The organism is Serinibacter arcticus (assembly GCF_004786095.1).
Taxonomy (GTDB): Bacteria; Actinomycetota; Actinomycetes; order Actinomycetales; family Beutenbergiaceae; genus Litorihabitans; species Litorihabitans arcticus.
The window spans coordinates 201,528-222,624 of sequence record NZ_RHPJ01000003.1; the positions used below are offsets into that span (position 1 = coordinate 201,528).

General features: G+C 72.4%; 15 protein-coding genes. 12 read left to right on the forward strand and 3 right to left on the reverse strand.

Going from position 1 to position 21,097, the window contains the following annotated elements; translation table 11 throughout:
• The first annotated feature begins 93 nt into the window (after positions 1–93).
• The 3 genes from SERN_RS10025 to dusB are packed head-to-tail and all read left to right on the forward strand — an operon-like array spanning position 94 to position 4,125.
• Positions 94–1,476: a glycine--tRNA ligase gene (locus SERN_RS10025; protein ID WP_233251605.1), complete on the forward strand. Its 1,383-nt coding sequence runs from the start codon at positions 94–96 to the stop codon at positions 1,474–1,476.
• 7 nt (positions 1,477–1,483) lie between these two features.
• Entirely contained in the window at positions 1,484–2,929 is a 1,446-nt protein-coding gene (locus tag SERN_RS10030; protein WP_233251606.1) for a YibE/F family protein, read from the forward strand.
• Between the two features lie 50 nt (positions 2,930–2,979).
• On the forward strand, positions 2,980–4,125 hold the full coding sequence (dusB, locus tag SERN_RS10035; RefSeq protein ID WP_199241609.1) for a tRNA dihydrouridine synthase DusB: 1,146 nt from the start codon (positions 2,980–2,982) through the stop codon (positions 4,123–4,125).
• A gap of 15 nt (positions 4,126–4,140) precedes the next feature.
• Here dusB and SERN_RS10040 read toward each other — a convergent pair whose 3' ends face one another.
• A complete protein-coding gene (locus SERN_RS10040; protein WP_135850003.1) occupies positions 4,141–5,166 on the reverse strand; it encodes a LacI family DNA-binding transcriptional regulator in 1,026 nt (341 codons plus the stop codon).
• Positions 5,167–5,484: 318 nt separating this feature from the next.
• Here SERN_RS10040 and SERN_RS10045 point away from each other — a divergent pair, with 318 nt between their 5' ends.
• From SERN_RS10045 to SERN_RS10065, 5 genes are all read left to right on the forward strand, one after another.
• On the forward strand, positions 5,485–6,825 hold the full coding sequence (locus tag SERN_RS10045; RefSeq protein WP_135850004.1) for a sugar ABC transporter substrate-binding protein: 1,341 nt from the start codon (positions 5,485–5,487) through the stop codon (positions 6,823–6,825).
• Positions 6,826–6,930: 105 nt separating this feature from the next.
• Positions 6,931–8,565, forward strand: coding sequence for an ABC transporter permease subunit (locus SERN_RS10050; protein ID WP_233251607.1), 1,635 nt, complete (start codon positions 6,931–6,933; stop codon positions 8,563–8,565).
• A 1-nt stretch (position 8,566) separates the two neighbouring features.
• Positions 8,567–9,529 carry a sugar ABC transporter permease gene (locus tag SERN_RS10055; RefSeq protein ID WP_135850005.1) on the forward strand — a complete coding sequence of 321 codons (963 nt, stop codon included), beginning with the start codon at positions 8,567–8,569 and terminating at the stop codon, positions 9,527–9,529.
• On the forward strand, positions 9,526–11,454 hold the full coding sequence (locus tag SERN_RS10060; protein WP_135850006.1) for a glycoside hydrolase family 13 protein: 1,929 nt from the start codon (positions 9,526–9,528) through the stop codon (positions 11,452–11,454). The genes SERN_RS10055 and SERN_RS10060 overlap by 4 nt, the downstream gene beginning before the upstream one ends.
• Positions 11,451–12,743, forward strand: a complete 1,293-nt coding sequence (locus SERN_RS10065; RefSeq protein ID WP_199241588.1) for an alpha-amylase family glycosyl hydrolase — start codon at positions 11,451–11,453, stop codon at positions 12,741–12,743. Before SERN_RS10060 ends, SERN_RS10065 begins: the two co-directional genes overlap by 4 nt.
• 96 nt (positions 12,744–12,839) lie before the next feature.
• On the opposite strand, the gene SERN_RS10070 is transcribed toward SERN_RS10065, so the two are convergent.
• Positions 12,840–14,624, reverse strand: a complete 1,785-nt coding sequence (locus SERN_RS10070; protein WP_135850007.1) for a glycoside hydrolase family 13 protein — start codon at positions 14,622–14,624, stop codon at positions 12,840–12,842.
• Between the two features lie 87 nt (positions 14,625–14,711).
• Between SERN_RS10070 and SERN_RS10075 the strand changes: the two genes are divergently transcribed.
• The 3 genes from SERN_RS10075 to dnaG all read left to right on the forward strand — a co-directional run bounded on the left by SERN_RS10075 (position 14,712) and on the right by dnaG (position 19,024).
• Positions 14,712–15,986 (forward strand): deoxyguanosinetriphosphate triphosphohydrolase, encoded by a 1,275-nt coding sequence (locus SERN_RS10075; protein ID WP_233251608.1) that lies wholly within the window; start codon positions 14,712–14,714, stop codon positions 15,984–15,986.
• A gap of 56 nt (positions 15,987–16,042) precedes the next feature.
• Positions 16,043–16,834, forward strand: coding sequence for an LLM class F420-dependent oxidoreductase (locus tag SERN_RS10080; RefSeq protein ID WP_135850009.1), 792 nt, complete (start codon positions 16,043–16,045; stop codon positions 16,832–16,834).
• A gap of 102 nt (positions 16,835–16,936) precedes the next feature.
• On the forward strand, positions 16,937–19,024 hold the full coding sequence (dnaG, locus tag SERN_RS10085) for a DNA primase (RefSeq protein ID WP_135850010.1): 2,088 nt from the start codon (positions 16,937–16,939) through the stop codon (positions 19,022–19,024).
• A 302-nt stretch (positions 19,025–19,326) separates the two neighbouring features.
• Here the strand turns inward: dnaG and SERN_RS15340 are convergent, their stop codons facing one another.
• A complete protein-coding gene (locus tag SERN_RS15340; protein ID WP_158292630.1) occupies positions 19,327–20,172 on the reverse strand; it encodes a hypothetical protein in 846 nt (281 codons plus the stop codon).
• Positions 20,173–20,255: 83 nt separating this feature from the next.
• Here SERN_RS15340 and SERN_RS10090 point away from each other — a divergent pair, with 83 nt between their 5' ends.
• Positions 20,256–21,089: an alpha/beta hydrolase gene (locus SERN_RS10090; RefSeq protein ID WP_135850011.1), complete on the forward strand. Its 834-nt coding sequence runs from the start codon at positions 20,256–20,258 to the stop codon at positions 21,087–21,089.
• Positions 21,090–21,097: the final 8 nt, after the last annotated feature.

The window sequence follows — 21,097 nt, forward strand, 5'->3', positions numbered from 1 at the left end:
ACGGCTGGGCCGGGAAGCCAGCCACGCCTCACGGTAGGTTGGACGTCGCCCGCGCCAGCCAGGTGCGGGGTCTCGTCCGCAAGGAGCTCAACCGTGGCCGCCAGTCGTCTCGATTCCGTCATCACCCTCGCCAAGCACCGGGGGTTCGTCTTCCAGTCGGGTGAGATCTACGGCGGTTCCCGCTCCGCCTGGGACTACGGGCCCCTCGGCGTCGAGCTCAAGGAGAACATCAAGCGCCAGTGGTGGCGCGCGATGGTCACCCGCCGCGACGACATCGTCGGCCTCGACTCCGCCGTCATCCTCCCTCGCCAGGTCTGGGTGGCCTCCGGCCACGTCGGCGTCTTCACCGACCCGCTGACCGAGTGCCTCTCGTGCCACAAGCGCTTCCGCGAGGACCACCTCGTGGAGGAGTTCGAGGCGAAGAAGGGCCGGGCGGCCGAGAACGGCCTGAAGGACATCGCGTGCCCCAACTGCGGCACGCGCGGCGAGTGGACCGAGCCCCGCGACTTCAACATGATGCTCAAGACCTACCTCGGCCCGGTCGAGGACGAGTCGGGCATGCACTACCTGCGCCCCGAGACCGCGCAGGGCATCTTCGTCAACTACGGCAACGTCGCCACGGCGGCGCGCAAGAAGCCGCCGTTCGGCATCGCCCAGATCGGCAAGTCGTTCCGCAACGAGATCACGCCGGGCAACTTCATCTTCCGCACGCGCGAGTTCGAGCAGATGGAGATGGAGTTCTTCGTCGAGCCGGGCACGGACGAGACGTGGCACCAGTACTGGATCGACACGCGCATGGAGTGGTACACCGGCCTGGGCATCGCCGCGGAGAACCTGCGCCTGTTCGAGCACCCGGCCGAGAAGCTCTCGCACTACTCCACCCGCACCGTGGACATCGAGTACAAGTTCGGCTTCACGGGGAGCGAGTGGGGCGAGCTTGAGGGCATCGCCAACCGCACCGACTTCGACCTCAAGACCCACACCGAGCACTCCGGCAAGGACCTGTCCTTCTTCGACCAGGAGAAGGGCGAGCGCTGGGTGCCCTACGTCATCGAGCCCGCCGCCGGTCTGACGCGCTCGCTGATGGCGTTCCTGGTCGAGGCCTACCACGAGGACGAGGCGCCGAACGCGAAGGGCGGCGTCGACAAGCGCACCGTCCTCAAGCTCGACCCGCGGCTGTCCCCGGTCAAGGCCGCCGTGCTGCCGCTGTCGCGCTCGGGAGAGCTCTCGCCCAAGGCACGCGCTCTGGCCGCCGAGCTCCGCGAGCACTGGAACGTCGACTTCGACGACGCCGGCGCCATCGGTCGCCGCTACCGCCGTCAGGACGAGATCGGCACGCCGTTCTGCGTCACGGTCGACTTCGACACGCTCACCGACGACGCCGTGACGATCCGCGAGCGCGACACCATGGCGCAGGAGCGCGTGGCGCTCTCTCAGGTCGCCTCGTACCTGGGCGCGCGTCTCCTCGGCGCGTGATCGACGCGTGAGCACGCCGGAGCAGGGGGCGACGGCGGCCGGGCCGTCCGCGGCCGCGGTGTCGCAGGGCGGCGCGGACGCGACGGGGCCGGGTCACGGTCACGGGCACGGCCACGCGCCGGTCCACCTCCCTCCGGGGGAGGTGCGCCGCGCGCGCATCCTGCTCGCGGCCATCGTCGTCCCCCTGCTGCTGGCGACGATCGCCGGGATGGTCGCGCTGTGGCCGAAGGGTGAGTCGATCGCCGGCTCCATCCCGATGACGGCGTCCGGCCTGTCGTTCGAGACCGCGCGCATCACGGACGTCCCCGGGACTCCGGGCGCCGAGGTGACGGCCGAGCTGCTCACGGGTGACGGCGCCGGTGTCGAGGTGCCCGTCTCGGTCGGCGAGGACGTGCTGCGGGAAACCGTCCCCGTGGGCGCGCAGATCCTCGTCCTGTTCGAGGCCGACCGGCTGGACGCCGGCGCGAGCTTCACGTTCATCGACTACAAGCGCGACGTCCCGCTGATCTGGCTCGCGGTCGCCTACGTGCTGCTGGTCGCCCTCGTGGCGCGCTGGCGCGGGCTCGCCGCCGTCGTCGGCCTCGCCGCCTCCCTGGCCGTGATCGGCCTGTTCGTCCTGCCGGCGCTCATGACCGGGGTGTCACCGCTGCTGGTGGCGCTCGTGGGATCGAGCGCGATGATGTTCGTCTCCGTCTACCTGGCGCACGGGATCTCCATCAGGACCACGACGGCGCTGCTCGGCACGTTCGTCGGCCTCGCCGTCACCACGGTGCTCGCCATCGCCTCCGCCGCCGGCGCCAACCTCCTGGGCACCGGCTCGGAGGAGGGCTACCAGGTGATGTCGACGTTCCCCGAGATCAGCATGCGCGCGCTGCTGGTCTGCGGGTTCGTGATCGCCGGGCTCGGCGCGCTCAACGACGTCACGATCACGCAGGCGAGCGCGGTGTGGGAGCTGCACGCGAGCGATCCGACCGTGCCGCGCCGCCGTGTGTTCCTCCGCGCCATGCGCATCGGACGCGACCACATCGCCTCGACCGTCTACACGCTCGCGTTCGCCTACGTCGGCACGGCGCTGCCGATGCTGATGATCGCCTCGATCTACGACCGCTCGCCGACGCAGCTGATCACGTCGGCGAGCATCGCCGAGGAGCTCGTGCGCACGCTCGTCTCCTCGATCGGTCTCGTCCTCGCGATCCCGGTGACGACGGCGATCTCCGCGTCGCTGGTGCGCACGTCCGACCGCGACGAGCGGGGGCACGGCGTGGTGATCGCCGCGGGGGGTGCGACCGCGGTGGTGGCGGCTCCGGCGTCGGGCGACGGCGTCCCCGCCGCGACGCCCGAGCCCGAGGCCGCGCCCGCGCACCAGCCCGAGGCCGAGGGTGACCGGGCCCACCCGCCGGTGCAGCGCCGTCGGGACAGACGCTTGCGCGGTTCTGGGACCATGGAGGAGTGAGTCTCACCCTCGGCCGCTTCACCGTCGGCACACCCGTCGTGCTCGCCCCCATGGCGGGCGTGACGAACGCACCCTTCCGCCAGCTGTGCCGCGAGGCCGCGCGCGCCGGTCTGCCCGAGCCCACCGGCTCGCCGATCGAGCCGCACGCGAGCGACGCCCCCGAGGGCGTGTTCGTCTCCGAGATGGTCACCTCGCGCGCGCTGGTCGAGCGGACTCCCGAGTCGATGCGCATCATCACGCCGGCTCCCGACGAGACGATCCGCAGCGTGCAGCTCTACGGCGTCGACCCGGCGACCGTGCGCGCCGCCGTTCGCATGCTCGTGACCGAGGACCGCGCCGACCACATCGACCTGAACTTCGGCTGCCCCGTGCCCAAGGTGACCAAGCGCGGCGGGGGAGCGGTCCTGCCCTGGAAGCGCGACCTGTTCGCCGCGATCGTGCGCGGCGCCGTCGAGGAGGCCGGGCGCGGCGACGTGCCCCTGACCGTCAAGATGCGGATGGGGATCGACGAGACGCACCTCACCTATCTCGAGGCCGGGCTGATGGCGCAGGACGCCGGCGCGGCCTGGGTCGCGCTGCACGCCCGCACCGCGGCGGAGTACTACTCCGGCCACGCTCACTGGGACGCGATCGCGCGGCTCAAGGAGGCGGTCACGGACATCCCGGTGCTCGGCAACGGCGACATCTGGTCGGCGCAGGACGCGCTGGCGATGGTGGCGCAGACGGGGTGCGACGGCGTCGTGGTCGGGCGCGGGTGCCAGGGCCGGCCGTGGCTGTTCACCGACCTCGTCTCGGCCTTCGCCGGGACGGAGCGGCGCGTGCGGCCGGGCCTGGGCGCCGTCGCGAGCGTGCTGCGCCGCCACGCCGAGCTGATGATCGTGCACGCCGACGGCGACGAGGGCCGCGGTCTGCGCGAGCTGCGCAAGCACATGGCGTGGTACCTCAAGGGCTACTCGGTCGGCGGGGACGCACGGCGCGGACTCGCGCTCGTGGACTCGCTCGCCGACCTCGACGACAAGCTCGCCGCGCTCGACCTCGACCAGGCCTACCCGGGCGAGGCGGCCGAGGGGCAGCGCGGCCGGGCCGGGACCCCGAAGGTGCCGAGCGTGCCCTACGGCTGGCTGGACTCGCGCGAGATCGACGCCGACCTCGCCGCCTCGCTGCACGAGGCGGAGCTGAGCGTCAGCGGCGGCTGACCGCCCGCGGTCGGGTCAGGAGGTGGGGACGGAGCTCGTCGAGCTCCGGACGATCAGCTCGGGGGCGAAGCGCAGCTCGATCGGATCCCGTCGTCCGGCCATCGCCGAGAGCAGCGTGTCCACCACCGCCTGACTCATGGCGTCGACGGGCTGGCGCAGCGTCGTCAGCGGCGGCGACGTGAAGTTCATGAACAGCGAGTCGTCGAAGCCGATGATCGAGACGTCCTTGGGCACCGTCAGCCCCGCCTGACGCACGGCCCGGATCGCCCCGAGCGCCATGATGTCGCTGCCGCAGATGATGGCGCTGGCACCCTCGCGCAGCAGCGCACGCGCCGCCGCCTCGCCGCCCTCGACGGTGAAGAGCGAGGTCAGCACGCGATGCTCGGCGTCCTGCCCGATGTGACGCTTCATCGCGGCCACGAAGCCCTCGCGCTTGAGCGCGGCGGGGATCAGCCGGTCGGGCCCGACGGCGAGCGCGATCCGGCGGTGCCCGAGCGAGGCGAGGTGCCGCACCGCGAGATCCATGCCGAGCCGCTCGTCGACCGAGACCGACGGCGCCTCGAGCTCGTCGCGGTGCCCGTTGACCAGGACGAACGGGACGCCGCGCTCGGCCAGCCGCTGGTAGCGCGCTATCGGCGCCTGCGAGTCCGCGTGCAGCCCGTTGAGGAACACGATGCCCGCGACGTCGGCGGACATCAGGGTCTCGACGTACTCGTCCTCGGAGACCCCGCTCGCGGTCTGGGTGCACAGCAGCGGCGTGTAGCCGTGGTGCGCGAGGGCCGTCTCGATCGCCTGGGCGAACGCCGGGAAGACCGGGTTGGACAGCTCCGGGATCACGAGCCCGATGAGGCCGGCCGACGGCGACGTGATGCGCCGCGGTCGCTCGTAGCCGAGCAGGTCGAGCGCGTGGTAGACGGCCTGGCGCGTGGACTCGGCGACCCCAGGCTTGCGGTTGAGGACGCGCGACACCGTGGCGGTGCTGACGCCCGAGTGCTCGGCCAGGTCGGCCAGTCGCGTGCGCGGCACGTCGTGGTTGGTCACGTCATCTCCTCACGGCCGCAGCAGTGCGGCCTCGGGACGGCGGACCATCCCCGTGCATGTCTCGGTGCAAGATACCGCAAACGTTGCGTCAGGACCGCGCGTGCCCGCCGGGTGTCGCGGCCGTCCGGCCTCGTGGATCGGACGGGGGGCCGCCCCGCCGCCCCCGGTCACGATTGCGTCACAGATCGTCGTGCGGCAGCGAAGTGCTGCCGCGTTGCAGAAAGTTGCAGTACGTTGCCACCAACGCAGCGTCGCGTGTTCCCGGCCAACGAGGGTCGGAGCGCGCTGCCGATCGATCCGAGACTCAGGAGCGAGCACATGCGCAGAACCACCATCACGGCCGCCATCGCGACGACGGCGCTGCTGCTGACCGCGTGCGGCGGGGGCGGCGGCGGGTCCGAGGAGACCACGTCCCCCGAGGCCGGCGACTCCGAGACGTCCGCCGAGGAGACCTCGGCCGCGCCGGAGGGCGAGGAGGAGGAGACCGTCGCCGTCCGCGGTGACGAGGACCTCGTCATCTGGACGGACGACGTCAAGCTCGACGCGGTCACCGCCGCGGCCGAGGCCTTCGGCGAGGCGAACGGCATCTCCGTCGGCGTGCAGGCGATCGTCAACACACGCACGGACTTCATCACGGCGAACGAGGCCGGCAACGGCCCCGACGTCCTCGTGGGCGCGCACGACTGGATCGGCCAGCTCGTCGCGAACGGTGCGATCGACCCGCTGCAGCTCGGCGCCGACGCGCTCGGGGGCTACGCCGAGCGCGCGGTCTCGGCCGTCACCTACAACGGCCAGCTCTACGGCATCCCCTACGGCGTGGAGTCGCTGGTGCTGTACTGCAACACCGCCTACGCGCCCGACACCTACGCGACGCTCGACGACGCCATCGCGGCGGGCCAGGCGGCCAAGGACGCCGGCCAGGTCGACTCGGCGCTGAACGTGGCGCAGGGCGTGGACGGCGACCCGTACAACATGCAGCCCCTGTACACCTCGGCCGGCGGCTACCTGTTCGGCCTCACCGCCGACGGCACGCCCGACCCCGCGGACCTCGGCGTCGGCACGCCCGAGGGTCAGGCCGCCGCCGCCAAGCTGGCCGAGCTCGGTTCGGCCGGCTCCGGCGTGCTGTCGACGGCGATCTCCGGCGACAACGCGATCGCGCTGTTCGCCGACGGCCGCGCCGGGTGCCTGATCTCCGGCCCCTGGGCGCTCGGTGACGTCACGACCGGCCTCGGCGAGGACGGCTTCACCGTCCAGCCGATCCCCGGCTTCGCGGGCATGGGCCCCGCCGTCCCGTTCATGGGGGCGCAGGCGTTCTACGTGGCCTCGAACGGTGCGAACAAGAGCTTCGCGCAGGCGTTCGTCACCGGGACCACGGGTGGGGCGCTCAACTCCGAGGACACGATGCAGATCCTGTTCGACAACGCCAACCTCCCGCCGGCCATGACGTCCGTGCGTGAGGCCGCCGCGGCCGCCGACCCCCTGGTTGGCGTGTTCGGCGACGCCGCCGACCAGGCCCAGCCCATGCCGGCCATCCCGGCCATGGACCAGGTCTGGACGCCGCTCGGCCAGGCCTACGCCGCGATCATCGGCGGGGCCGACCCGGCCGGCACGATGACCACGGCCGGCGAGACCATCAGCGCGGCCATCGCCAGCTCCTGACGAACGATTCCGGGGTCCGGTCATCGCCGACCGGACCCCGGGCGCTCCCGTCCGCGCCGGACGCGCGGACGGGCCCCCACCCTCGTCACCACCCGGGAGCGTCCCGTGACCCAGATCCTCACCCCCACCCCGCAGCGCCGCAAGGACGCGTCGCCGCGCCGCCGTCATCCCCTCGCCATCGACGCCCGCAGCTCGGGCGGCCTCGTGGCCAAGATCGTCAGCCTCGGGCTCGTGCTCGCCCTGGCCGTCGCCCTCACGCCGACGCTCGTGGCGACCGCGAACTGGGCCTTCCTCATCATGCTGTGGGCGGTCGTGGCCGTCGTCGTCGCCGTCTACCTCACCGGCCGCATCGTGCCGGCGAAGTACCTGCTGCCCGGCGTGCTGATGCTCGTGCTGTTCCTGATCTACCCGATCATCCTGACCTTCCAGCTCTCCACCACGAACTACGGCGACGGCACGCGCTCCAGCAAGGAGGCCGCCGTCGCCCGCATCGTCGGCACGTCCGCCGTCCAGGTGCCCGACGGTGCGGTGTACTCGCTCGTCGTCGGCACCCAGGGCGCCATCACCACCGGCCCGTTCGAGATGCTGCTGGTGGACACCGCGACGGAGCAGGCCTACGTCGGCTCCGAGGAGGAGGGGCTGACCGAGCTCCCCGCTGACACGGTCACGGTCGACGCCGGCCAGATCACCGCCGCCGAGGGCTACACGATCCTGACGCGGCAGGAGCAGAACGACCTCAGCGGTGCCGGGCAGCCGCTCGACGGCTTCGCCGTGCCGGTCAACGACGACACGGTCATCAAGGCGCAGGGCTTCCAGGCGATCGAGATGCGCACGCCGCTGATCTACGACGAGGCGGCGGACACGATCACGAACGTCGACACGGGCGTCGTGTACACGGCCGAGCGTGCGCCGTCGGGTGACCGGTCCTACTTCGTCGACGACGCCGGGCAGCGCCTGGCCACGCAGTCGTGGTCGGAGAACGTCGGGACCTTCAACTTCGAGCGCATCTTCTCCGACCAGCGGATCACGGGGCCGTTCCTGTCGATCCTGGGCTGGACCCTCGTGTTCGCGGTCGGCTCCGTCGGCAGCACGTTCGCGCTCGGGCTGCTGCTGGCCGTCACGCTCAACGACACCCGGATGCGCGGTCAGCGCGCCTTCCGGTCGTTCCTGATCATGCCGTACGCCATCCCGGGCTTCATCTCGCTGATGGTCTGGGCGGGCTTCTGGAACCGCGACTACGGCCTCGTCAACGACATGCTCGGCACGGGCATCGACTGGTTCGGTGACGCCACCTGGGCGAAGGTCGCCGTGCTCCTGACGAACCTGTGGATGGGCTTCCCCTACATGTTCCTCATCTGCACCGGCGCGCTGCAGTCGATCCCGTCCGACCTCAAGGAGGCGGCCTCGATCGACGGCGCGACCGGGTTCGGCCAGTTCCGGCGCATCGTCTTCCCGCTGCTCCTGGTCTCGACGGCCCCCCTGCTGGTGAGCTCGTTCGCGTTCAACTTCAACAACTTCAACGCGATCCAGCTGCTCACGAAGGGTGGTCCGTTCAGCCCGGACAACCCGACGGCGGGCGGCACCGACATCCTCATCAGCTACACCTACCGGCTCGCGTTCGGCAGCGGCGGTTCCCAGATCGGCTTCGCCTCGGCCGTCTCGGTGCTCCTGTTCGTCCTCACGGGTGTGCTCGCCGCCATCCAGTTCCGGGGTACCCGCAAGCTCGAGGAGATGAACTGACATGACCTCCGCCCCCACCCCCACCGCCGCGACGGTCGCGACCACCGCCGTCGTCAAGCCCTCCCCGCGCGGCCGCCGTCGCCCGCCGAAGGGCGCGCCCGCCGACCGCCTCACGGGTGCCCGCTGGTGGCGCACCCTCTCGTGGCGCTACCTCGTCGGCGTCGTGGCGTGCATCTACGCCGTCATCCCGATCCTGTACATCGTCTCGGCGTCCCTCAACCCGATCGGGTCCGTCGCCTCGACCGACCTCATCCCCACGGTGGTCAGCTTCGCCAACTTCGAGCAGCTGTGGAACAACCCCTCCCGGCCGTTCTTCCGGTGGGCGCTGAACACCGTGGTGGTGGCGCTGGTCGTGGTCGTCGTCCAGCTGATCTTCAGCTGCTTCGCCGCCTACGCGTTCTCGCGCTTCCGCTTCCGGGGTCGCCGCGCGGGACTGCTGTCGCTGCTGCTGATCCTGATGTTCCCGCAGATCCTCGTGACGGTCGCGCTGTTCCAGATGTTCAGCATCGTGGGTGAGGTGCTCCCGGCGTTCGGCCTCGACACGCTCCCGGGCTACATCCTCATCATGCTGGGCGGCTCGCTCGGCCAGGTCTACCTGATCAAGGGCTTCTTCGACACCGTCCCGATCGAGCTCGACGAGGCGGCCAAGATCGACGGGGCGAGCCACCTGCAGGTGTTCTTCCGCATCCTGCTGCCGCTGCTGCAGTCGATCCTGGTGATCTCCGGACTGCTGGTGTTCGTCGGCGTGATCGGGGAGTTCCTGCTGGCCTCGATCTTCCTGCGCTCCACCGACGTCAAGACGATCGCCGTCGGCATGCAGGGTGTCCTCGCGGCCGACCAGTCCAACAACCTCGGCTGGTTCGCGGCCGGATCCGTGGTGATCGCCGTCCCGATCATCCTGCTGTTCCAGTACCTCCAGCGCTACATCGTCGGGGGCATCACGGCGGGAGCCGTGAAGGGATGACGCCCCCCACCCTCCGAGACGTCCACCACGACGGCTCGGCGCGCTTCGTCGCGCCCGGCCCGTACGAGCTCGGCGGCACCGTCGCGCTGCGCGTGCTGGTGCCCGACCTCGCCGACGGGCGCGACGGCGTCGAGCGCCTCGTCCTGCGGTCGCTGCGCGACGGCGAGCCGCACCTCGCGCCGGCACGCCGCGGCGCCCGCACCGCGGGCGGACGCTGGTGGCACGTGGACATGCGATCGACGAACCCGGTGATGAGCTACCGCTTCTTCCTGGGCGGGCCCGACGGCGCCTACCGCTGGCTGAACGCCGAGGGGGTGCACGGGCGCGACACGTCCGACGGCGCGGACTTCCTGCTGCGCATCGACCGGTCACCGCCCGCGTGGGTGGCGGACCAGGTGGCCTACCAGGTCTTCCCCGACCGGTTCGCACGGTCCTCGCCCGACACCGTGCCGCCCGCGTGGGCGGTCGAGGCCGCGTGGGACGAGCCGGTCATCGGCTCCGGGCCGGGCGTGGAGCGCCAGTGGTACGGCGGCGACCTCGACGGTGTCGTCGCTCGTCTGGACCACGTCGTCGAGCTCGGCGCCGGGGTGCTCTACCTGACGCCCGTCTTCGAGGGGCGCTCCAACCACCGCTACGACGCCGTCACGTTCGACCGCGTCGACCCCGCGCTGGGCGGGGACGACGCGCTGCGGCGCCTCATCGCGGCGGCGCACGAGCGCGGGTTGCGCGTGCTCGGCGACCTCACGACCAACCACACGGGTCGCGAGCACGACTGGTTCCTCGCGGCGCAGGCCGATCCCGGTGCGCCGGAGGCGGCGTTCTACCGCTTCCGCGACCACCCCGGCGACTACGTCTCGTGGCTCGACGTGCCCTCGCTGCCCAAGCTCGACCACCGCAGCGAGGAGCTCCGCGCGCGGCTGTACCGCGGCGAGGGCTCGGTCGTCGCGCGCTGGATCGAGGCCGGTCTCGACGGGTGGCGCATCGACGTCGCCAACATGACAGGACGCCTCGGGGCGGACGACCTGGCCCACGAGGTGGCTCGCGAGATCCGAGCGACGATGCACGCCGTCGACCCGGACGCGTGGCTGCTGGCCGAGCACGGGCACGACGCGGCCGCCGACCTGACCGGGGACGGTTGGGACGGGACGATGGACTACCAGGGCTTCACGCGGCCGCTGTGGGTGTGGTTGAACGGTGGGGCGCCGGGGGCCGGCGCCGGCGCCGTCGAGCACGGGCTGCACTTCCTCGGCCTGCCCGTCGACATCCCGGTGCTCGGCGCCGACGAGGTCACCCGGACGATGCGCGAGGTGCACGCCGCGATGCCGTGGGCGGCGTTCGCCGCCTCGACGATGCACCTCGACTCGCACGACACCCCGCGGTTCCGGACCGTCGCGGGCGGCGGGGTGAAGGGCGGTGTCGACCTCGCCGGCGCCGGCCGGGACCTGCACCTGCTCGGCCTCGCGCTGCAGATGACGATGCCGGGGGTGCCGTCGGTGTTCGCGGGTGACGAGATCGGGCTCACCGGCACGAACGGCGAGCACGCGCGCACCCCGTTCCCGTGGGACCGCGACGCGTGGGACGCCGCGACGTGGGAGGCCTACCGCACCTGGGTGGCCCTGCGTCGGGACAGCGTCGCGCTGCGGCGCGGCGGTCTGCGGTGGGCGCACGTCGGCGTCGACTCGCTGACCTTCGTGCGCGAGCACGCCGAGCAGCGGCTGCTGGTGCACGTCGCGCGGGCCGACGGCGAGGAGGTCCGCCTCCCGCTGGCACTCCTGGGTGGCGCCACGCCGGTGGTCCGCGAGGGTGCGGCGACCCGGATCGAGGGCGACGCCGTCGTGCTGCCCGCGGTGCGCGGTGCGCACGTGTGGGAGCTCGCCCTCGACGAGGGCTGGAACGAGACCGAGAACGCCGAGGAGGCACCGTGACCAACCCGACGCGACAGACCGTCGTCCACCCCGCGTGGAGCCGTGACGCCGTCATCTACCAGGTCAACACCCGCCAGTTCACGCCCGAGGGCACGCTCGCGGCCGCGCGCGATCAGCTGCCGCGACTGGCCGGGCTGGGCGCGCGGATCGTCTGGCTGATGCCGATCCACGAGATCGGCGAGGTCAACCGCAAGGGCAGCCTCGGCAGCCCGTACGCGGTGAAGGACTACTACTCCGTCAGCAGCGAGCTCGGCACCCTCGCCGACCTGCGCGCCTTCGTCGACGACGCGCACGAGCTCGGGCTGAAGGTCATCCTGGACTGGGTCGCGAATCACACGGCGTGGGACAACCCGCTCGCGACCGAGCGCCCCGAGCTCTACAGCCGCAGCTGGGACGGGGAGCTCACCCCGACACCCTGGTGGGACTGGGACGACATCATCGATCTCGACTACTCGGCACCGGGGATGCGCGAGTACATGCGCGACGCGATGGTGCACTGGGTGCGGGAGGCCGACGTCGACGGGTTCCGCTGCGACGTCGCCGGATTCGTGCCGACCGACTTCTGGGAGGACGTCCGCGACGCGCTCGAGCAGATCAAGCCGGTCTTCATGCTCGCGGAGTGGGAGTCGCGCGAGCTGCACGAGAAGGCGTTCGACATGACGTACGCGTGGTCGTGGAACTCCACCATGCACGAGATCGCGCACGGGAAGGCCGACGTCGAGGCGCTGCGGGTCTACTACGCCTGGAACGACCGCGCCTACCCGCGCGAGGCGATCCGCATGCTGTTCGTGTCCAACCACGACAAGAACTCGTGGGAGGGCACCGAGTTCGAGCAGTTCGGTGAGGCGCTGGAGGCAGCCGTGGTGCTGTCGGTGGTGAGCGACGGCATGCCGCTGATCTACAACGGGCAGGAGGCGGGGAACGAGCGTCGGCTGGAGTTCTTCGAGCGGGACCCGATCACGTGGCGCGAGCACCCCATGGGGGAGCTGTACCGCCGCCTGTTCGCGCTCAAGCGCGAGACCCGGGCGCTGCACAACGGGGCGTGGGGTGCACCGATGATCGAGGTGCGCACGTCGGACCCGAACCAGGTGCTGGCGTTCGTGCGCGACAGCGGACAGGACGCGGTGCTCGCCGTCGTCAACCTGTCGGCCGTCGCCCGCGAGGTCGAGCTGCGCCGCGGCCCGGTCGCGGGCACCTGGCGCGACCTGGCGACGGGCGAGGAGCTGGACGTCGCGCCGGGCACGACCCTGACGCTGGCCGCGTGGGGCTGGCGGGTCCTGACGCGCTGACCCCCTCACCCGCGAGAACGTCCTGGCTCGCGCCACGGCCGACCGGAACGCGAGCCGGGACGTTCTCGGCGGGTGGGTGGGAAGAGGGGGATCCGCTCAGTCGGGGCCGAAGGGCTTGCGCCCGACCTCGCTCTGCGTGCGCAGGGCCCAGAGCGTCGCGTCGCCGGGGAGGAAGATCGCGCCGTCGCCGTGCTGGTCCAGCTCGATGCTGCTCAGCAGCGGCTCGAGACCCTCCGGCAGGCGGATCTGCTCCGCGCCCGTGTTCGCCAGCACCACGAGCTCGCCGTTGGCCAGGCCCAGGACGTCGGGGTGGTCGACGTCGATCCACGCCAGGCCGCCCGAGCCGAGCGCGTAGTCACGGCGCATGCGGAGCGCACGCCGGTAGAACTCGTACGTCGAGGCCGGGTCGCCCTTCTGGGCGTCCAGGGCGTAGCGCCCGTACTCCTCGGGCTGGGGGAGCCAGCTCTCTCCGGTGGGGGAGAACCCGAACGACGGCGCCGCCGCCTCCCACGGGATCGGCACGCGGCACCCGTCGCGGCCGAGGCCACCGCCGCGCGCGATCGTCGGGTCCTGGCGGACGTCGAACGGCAGCCGCGTCGCCTCCGGCAGGCCGAGCTCCTCGCCCTGGTAGAGGTAGGCGGAACCGGGCAGCGCCAGCATGAGCAGGGTGGCGGCGCGGGCGCGGCGCAGGCCGAGCTCGGCGTCGGGCTGCCGGTCGTCGGGCCCGACGGGTTCGACGTTGCCGCCCGCCGAGGGCAGGCCGAAGCGCGTGGCGTGCCGCACGACGTCGTGGTTGGACAGCACCCAGGTGGTCGGGGCGCCCACGGTGTCGTTGACCTGCACCGAGTGCTCGATCACGCCGCGCAGCTCACCCGCGTGCCAGTGCGAGGCGAGGAAGGCGAAGTTGAACGCCTGCTGCATCTCGTCGGGCCGCACGTACTTCGCCAGCTCCGGCAGCGGGGAGACCCAGGCCTCGGCCACGAGCATCTTGTCGGCGCCGTACTCCGCGAGCACACCGTGCCAGTCGCGGTAGATCTCGTGCACGCCCGGCTGGTTCCACATCGGGCCGGCGTTGCCGAGGTCGACGTCGTCCTGCGCGTCGGGCCCGGACTCCTCCGTCTCGCCGGACTCCGCCTCGGAGATCATCGCCGAATGACCGGCCCAGTCCGGCAGGCCCTCCTCCTTGACCATGCCGTGCGCGACGTCGACGCGGAACCCGTCCACGCCGCGGTCCAGCCAGAACCGCAGCACGTCGCGGAACTCCTGGCGGATCTCCTCGTTGGCCCAGTTCAGGTCGGGCTGGCGGACGTCGAAGATGTGCAGGTACCACTGGCCGGGGGAGCCGTCGGCGTTGGTGGTGCGGGTCCAGGCGGGTCCGCCGAACACGCTCTCCCAGTTGTTGGGCGGCAGCTCGCCGGCCTCGCCGCGGCCGTCGCGGAACATGTACCGCTCGCGCTCGGGGCTGCCGGGGGCGGCGGCCAGCGCCTGCTGGAACCAGACGTGGGCGTCGGAGGTGTGGTTCGGCACGAGGTCGACGACGACGCGCAGCCCCAGCTGGTGCGCGCGGTCGAGCAGCGCGTCCGCGTCGGCCAGGGTGCCGAAGATCGGGTCGACGTCGCGGTAGTCGGCGACGTCGTACCCGTGGTCCGCCTGCGGTGAGGTGTAGAACGGCGAGAGCCACAGGGCGTCGACACCGAGGCGGGAGAGGTGGCCGAGGCGCGCCGTGATGCCGGGCAGGTCGCCCAGTCCGTCGCCGTTGCTGTCGGCGAACGAGCGCGGGTAGACCTGGTAGATGACGGCCGTGTGCCACCACTGCAGGGTGCCGGTGCGGGGCACCGAGACGGGCTGGGTGGTGTAGATGGCCGGGGCGGTGGCGCTCATCCCTCCATTGTCGCGGCGGCGCGCGGGAGGGCCAAATCCCGGGAGACCGAGATGTCCACCACCGACACGCCCACTAGGCTGGGAGCGATGTCCTGGCAACCGCCCCTCACGATGCACGCCTCCGGCGTGAACGACGTCGACCGGTGGCTGCCGGAGGTCTCCAAGAACGTCCGCCGCTCGCCGTACGAGCGCGACCGCGCCCGCCTGCTGCACTCCTCGGCCCTGCGCCGCCTCGGGGCCAAGACCCAGGTCCTGGCCCCCAGCACCGACGACTTCGTCCGCACCCGGCTCACGCACTCGCTCGAGGTCGCGCAGGTGGGCCGCGAGCTGGCCAAGCAGCTGGGGTGCGACCCCGACGTCGTGGACACCGCCTGCCTCGCGCACGACCTGGGCCACCCGCCGTTCGGCCACAACGGAGAGGCGGCGCTCGCGGCCGTGTCCGAGGAGGCCGGCGGTTTCGAGGGCAACGCCCAGACCCTGCGCATCCTGACGCGGCTCGAGCCGAAGGTCTTCCGCGAGGACGGCCGCTGCATCGGCCTCAACCTCACGCGCGCCAGCCTGGACGCCTCGGCCAAGTACCCGTGGCGGCGCGAGGACGCCCCGCGCCGGGTGGACGGTCGCCGGAGCCGCAAGTTCGGCGTCTACGACGACGACCTCGAGGTGTTCGCGTGGCTGCGGGCCGGTGCCCCCGAGCGCACCACGTGCCTCGAGGCCCAGGTCATGGACCTGGCCGACGACGTGGCCTACTCGGTCCACGACGTCGAGGACGCCATCGTGGGGTGGCGCGTGGAGCCCCGACGGCTGCGCGAGCAGGCGGAGCAGGACCGCGTCGTCGCGCAGGTGCGCTCCTGGTACGACCCGCCGGAGTCGGACGACGAGCTCGGCGCCGCCCTCGAGCGGCTGCTCGCCGGCGCGCTGTGGGTCGAGGCGTACGACGGCACGCGCGTCAGCCTCGCCCACGTCAAGGACATGACCTCGCAGCTCATCGGCCGGTTCGTCGGCGGCAGCGTGGACGCCACGCGCGCCAGCCACGGGTCCGGCGACCTCGGCCGCTACTCCGCCCGGCTCGAGGTCACACCGGGCACGCGCGCCGAGATCGCCGTGCTCAAGGGCATCGCGGCCCTGTACGTGATGGCGCCGCGCGAGAACGAACCGCTCTACCGCTACCAGCGCCAGATCATCACCGAGCTGGTCGAGGTGCTCTCGGAGCGCGCCGAGCTGACGCTCGAGGCGCACTTCCTGGAGGACCACCGGGAGGCGGCCGACGACGCGGCGCGGCTGCGCGTCGTCGTCGACCAGGTGGCCTCGCTCACCGATCTGTCGGCGATGGCCTGGCACGCTCGGCTCGTCCCCGCGCCGTAGCGCCACCCGCCTACCCACACCGTCGGCCGCGCGGCACGCGGCGTAACGTGGATCACATGACGGCCATCCGCATCGGAGTCCAGCTCCAGCCCCAGCACGCCACCTACGCCCAGATTCGCGACGCGGTGATGCGGTCGGAGGAGGCCGGCGTCGACATCGTCTTCAACTGGGACCACTTCTTCCCGCTCAGCGGCGAGCCCGACGGGCTGCACTACGAGTGCTGGACCATGCTCGGCGCCTGGGCCGAGCAGACCGAACGCGTGGACATCGGCGCCCTCGTGACCTGCAACAGCTACCGCAACCCCGAGCTGCTGGCCGACATGGCCCGCACGGTCGACCACATCTCGAACGGTCGTCTCATCCTCGGCATCGGTGCCGGCTGGTTCGAGCGCGACTACGACGAGTACGGCTACGAGTTCGGCACGGCGGGCAGCCGGATCGCCGACCTCGGCGAAGCGCTGCCGCGCATCAAGGCTCGCTGGGCGAAGCTCAACCCCGCGCCGGTGCGCGACATCCCGATCCTCATCGGGGGCTCGGGACCGCGCAAGACGCTGCGTCTCGTGGCCGAGCACGCGGACGTCTGGCACGCGTTCGGTGATGCCGCTTCGCTGCGCGAGAAGTCGGCGATCCTGACCGGGCACGCGGCCGACGTCGGGCGCGACGACTCCCAGGTGGAGCGCTCGATCGGCGTCCAGGAGGAGCCGACCGACGTGGCCGAGGGACTCGTGGACGCCGGCGCGACGCTCTTCACCATCAGCACGGGCGGTCCGGAGTTCGACCTCGAGCTCGTGCAGCGGTGGGTCGCATGGCGCGACGAGGAGAACGACCGCCGGGCCCAGCAGGGCTGAGCGAGCCCCCTCCGCGCGACGGTCGTCCGACGGCGGCCCGCCTCGTCCCCAGGACGCCGACGGCCGCCGTCGTCCGGCGCGCGCGCGACCTAGACTCGCTGCATGCCCCTCATCCACCGCGACTCCATCGGGGTCGTGCGGGAGACGGCCAAGATCGAGGAGGTCGTCGGCGAGCACGTGGCGCTGAAGAACGCCGGCGTCGGCTCGATGAAGGGCCTGTGCCCCTTCCACGACGAGCGCACCCCGTCCTTCCACGTCCGCCCGCCCGTCCAGCTGTGGCACTGCTTCGGCTGCGGCGAGGGCGGCGACGTCATCTCCTTCGTGCAGAAGATCGACCACCTGCCGTTCGGCGAGGCGGTCGAGCGGCTCGCGGGCCGCTACAACGTCACCCTCCGCTACGAGGAGGACGCCGCCGGCGGCCCGTCCCGTCCGCGCGAGGAGCCCGGCAAGCGGCAGCGCCTGGTCGAGGCCCACCGCGTGGCGGCTGAGTACTTCGCGCAGCAGCTCACCTCGCCCGAGGCGGCGACGGCGCGCGCCTTCCTGGCCGAGCGCGGTTTCGACCGCGCGGCGGCGGCGCACTTCGGTGTCGGCTACGCCCCCCAGGGCTGGGACTCGTTGCTGCGTCATCTGCAGGGTCGGGCGTTCACGCAGGCCGAGCTGTCGACGGCGGGGCTCGTCTCGCAGGGCAACCGTGGCTTCTACGACCGCTTCCGCGGGCGACTGATGTGGCCGATCCGCGACCTCACCGGCGACGTCATCGGGTTCGGCGCCCGGCGTCTGTACGACGACGACCCCGGGCCCAAGTACCTCAACACCCCCGAGACGCCGATCTACCACAAGGCCCAGGTGCTCTACGGGATCGACCTCGCCAAGAAGGCGATCTCGCAGGGACGCCAGGTCGTCGTGGTCGAGGGTTACACCGACGTGATGGCGTGCCACCTCGCGGGGATCACGACGGCGGTCGCGACGTGCGGCACGTCGTTCGGCACGGACCACACGCGCGTCATCCGCCGCCTGCTCGGCGACTCGGCCACCGGGGTGGCGGGCATCCAGCTCTCCTCGGGTCGCGCCGTCGGCGGCGAGGTCATCTTCACGTTCGACGGCGACGCCGCCGGTCAGAAGGCCGCGATGCGCGCCTTCGACGAGGACCAGCAGTTCGCCGCGCAGACGTTCGTCTCGGTCTCGGCCGACGGTCTCGACCCCTGCGAGGTCCGCGTGCAGCAGGGCGACGCCGCCGTGCGCAAGCTCGTCGCCGACCGCGAGCCGCTGTTCGAGTTCGCCATCCGCACGGCCCTGTCGAACGTCGACATGGCGACGGCGGAGGGTCGCGTCGCGGGGCTGCGCGTCGCCGCCCCCGTGATCGGCACGATCCGCGACGTCGCGCTCCGCGCCGAGTACGCACGGCAGCTCGCGGGCTGGGTGCAGATGGAACCGTCCGACGTGCGCAGCGCCGTCGCCGAGGCGACGCGGCGCGCACGGTCGGCCGCCGGTCGTCAGCAGTCCGGGGGCGGGTCGAACGGGCAGGGCGGGCCTGGTGGGCCGAGCGGCTCGAACGGCCAGGGCGGGTACAACGGGCCGAACGGCCAGCGTGGGGGAGACCGGCGCGACGGCGGACGCGACCAGCGTTCCGGGGGTGGGCAGTCGGGTCCGCGCGGCGGCGCCGAGCGCGCGGAGCCACGTTTCCGCATGCCCGACGACCCGGTGGCCAGGCTCGAGCGCCAGGTGCTCGAGGTCGCCCTGCAGTTCCCGGCGTTCGCCGCGCCGGCCGGTTTCGACGCCGTGGACCCGTCCGTCTTCCAGGTTCCGAGCCACCGCTCCGTCCACGACGCGATCCGGGCGGCGGGCGGTGTGGCCGCCCCGGCGCGGACGACGGTCGACCTCGGCGGCACGGCCGACGCGCACCGCGCCGCCTCGGCGCGCTGGGTGACCGAGGTGCTCGAGGGTGCGACCGAGACCCTCGCGCCGCTCGTGCGCGAGATGACGGTGGCGCCGATCCCCGCCGTCGAGAGCGAGATGCAGTCGTACACGCTCGGGGTGGTGACGGCGCTGCGTCGCCTGGGTCTGACGAAGCGCATCGGGGACCTCAAGTCGCAGGCGCTGGCGATGGACTCGAGCGATCCCGGGAGCGGCGCGCTGTGGACCCAGGTGTACGCCCTCGAGGACGAGCGACGGCGTCTGACCGACACCTGACCGATCCGCGGCGCGGTGCTAGGAGGCGCTGGCCGGACGCGCTGATCGGTCCCGCCGAACGCCGATCGTTCGTGTCCTTCGCAAGGACACGAACGATCACGTCGGTCCGAGGCGCCCGGTCGCGTGTTCCCTCCCGTCGCCACGACGACGGGCAACGGCGTCGGTCGGTGCGCACGCCACTTGTGTCCGATCGGGGAACGGTTCTAGCCTCGTCCTCGAAGGCCCCCTCGACCTTGCGGCTCCGCCCCCTGCGCCGCTCGACCGAGGGGGCCTCGCTGCGTCTCGGGGCACCACCGCGGCGGTCAGGCGCCGGGCTCGGTGAGCCCTCCTGCGCCGGCGACCAGGTCGCCGCACGAGACCTCCTGCGCCGTGGTGACGACGGGATCGTCGGCGGTCGCGTCCTCCGCCACGACCGTCGCCGTGCCGTTGGCCGCGACGCGTCCGCCGTCGCTCAGGTCGATGAGCGTGCGCGTGACCGTCCAGCCGTCGCCCTGCCGGACGGCGAGGAGGCCGGCGAGGCGCGTGGCGCCGTCCACGTTCGAGCAGCCGACACCCGTGCCCTGGTCGCCGAACCCGCGGTCGAACACGTAGGGCTGGCCCGACGCGTCGAGGGTCTGCGTCACGGTGCAGTCGCCTAGAGCGAAGAGCTGCGCCTCGCGCCCCAGATCGACGAGCGCGACCGGGACGTCACCCCCGCCCGAGTCAGCCACGCTGCCGACGACGGCGGAGGCGGCGATCGGGCTGGCCGAGGTGATCGGCGCGGAGAAGGTGGCGCCCGAGGCGGTGGTGATGCCGAAGGTCCGGTCAGCGCCGGCGGTGAGCCAGGCGGTGTCGGGGCGGCCGTCGCCGTCGACGTCGACGACCTCGGCCGAGGAGGCGCCCTGTGGGACGCCGTCGCCGGCGGCCGGGCAGCCGCTCCCGGGGCTGGTGCCCGCGCTCTCGCTCGGCTCGTCGGTGGGCGACGGCGAGGTGCTCGTCGAGCTCCCGGAGGGGGTCGCCGAGGGCGAGGAGCTGGCGGTCGAGGGGTCGGTCGCGGTGGGCGAGGGATCGTCGCCGGTGCCGGAGCAGCCGGTGAGGAGGAGCGCGGTCGTGGCGAGCGCGGCCAGGCTGAGCGAGAGGGTCCGTCGTCGTGCTGCGTGCGTGCTCATCTCTCTGGTCTAGCACTCGATTCGCTCTCGCGACAGTGCTCGCGGGCGGGCGTACGGTGGTCCGGACGAAGGTGGGTGGAGCGATGTCGGACCCGGTGGCGGGCCTCGGTCGGGGCGACGGGAGCGTGGCGGACGAGGGCGGTACGACCCGCCCGGGACGACGCCGCAGACGCCGCCTCCTGCGCATCCTGCGCGTCCTGGGTCTCACCCTCGTCGCGGTGCTCGTCCTCGGAACCGGGGCGTTCCTCCTCTGGGCGAACGACACGTTCGCGGCCGACCCCGCGGCCCTCGCCGTCGTGACCGACGACCCGCGCGTCGAGCTCGAGCACCGCGACGGCGTCGTGGTGATGACGCCGACGGGGGAGAGCGACGGCGTCGGCCTCGTCTTCCTCGCGGGCGCGAAGGTGGACGCCGACGCCTACGCCGCCACGTTCCGCGAGGCCGTGGCGCGCGGGACGACCGTGGTGATCGTGCAGCCGTTCCTCAACCTGGCGATCCTCGAGCGGCGGCCCCTGTCCGCGTTCACCGACGAGGCACCGGACGTGGAGTCGTGGGCCGTGGGCGGGCACAGCATGGGCGGGGTCAAGGCGTGCTCCTACGCGGAGGACGACGGCGTCGACGCCCTCGTGCTGCTGGCGTCCTACTGCTCGCTCGGCGACCTGTCCGACCGCACCGACCTGACCGCGCTGAGCGTGTCCGGCACGGCCGACGGGCTGGTCTCGGTCGCGGACCTGGACGGCTCGATGCCCCTCATGCCGGCCGACACCACGCGCGTCCGGCTCGACGGCGTCTCCCACGCCCAGTTCGGTGCCTACGGCGACCAGCCGGGAGACGGCACGCCGTCGGTCTCCGACGACGAGGCACGCGTGCTCGTCGACGAGGCGCTGCTCCCGGTGCTGGTGCCGTCCGGCGGGTAGGGCAGCCT

Bases quoted from the DNA above. Each gene is read 5' to 3' on its own strand.
- dusB (WP_199241609.1), top strand. From the start codon at position 2,980: ATGGCGGGCGTGACGAACGCACCCTTCCGCCAGCTGTGCCGCGAGGCC.
- SERN_RS10045 (WP_135850004.1), top strand. From the start codon at position 5,485: ATGCGCAGAACCACCATCACGGCCGCCATCGCGACGACGGCGCTGCTG.
- SERN_RS10055 (WP_135850005.1), top strand. From the start codon at position 8,567: ATGACCTCCGCCCCCACCCCCACCGCCGCGACGGTCGCGACCACCGCC.
- SERN_RS10060 (WP_135850006.1), top strand. From the start codon at position 9,526: ATGACGCCCCCCACCCTCCGAGACGTCCACCACGACGGCTCGGCGCGC.
- SERN_RS10070 (WP_135850007.1), bottom strand. From the start codon at position 14,624: ATGAGCGCCACCGCCCCGGCCATCTACACCACCCAGCCCGTCTCGGTG.
- SERN_RS10075 (WP_233251608.1), top strand. From the start codon at position 14,712: ATGTCCTGGCAACCGCCCCTCACGATGCACGCCTCCGGCGTGAACGAC.
- SERN_RS10080 (WP_135850009.1), top strand. From the start codon at position 16,043: ATGACGGCCATCCGCATCGGAGTCCAGCTCCAGCCCCAGCACGCCACC.
- dnaG (WP_135850010.1), top strand. From the start codon at position 16,937: ATGCCCCTCATCCACCGCGACTCCATCGGGGTCGTGCGGGAGACGGCC.
- SERN_RS15340 (WP_158292630.1), bottom strand. From the start codon at position 20,172: ATGAGCACGCACGCAGCACGACGACGGACCCTCTCGCTCAGCCTGGCC.
- SERN_RS10090 (WP_135850011.1), top strand. From the start codon at position 20,256: ATGTCGGACCCGGTGGCGGGCCTCGGTCGGGGCGACGGGAGCGTGGCG.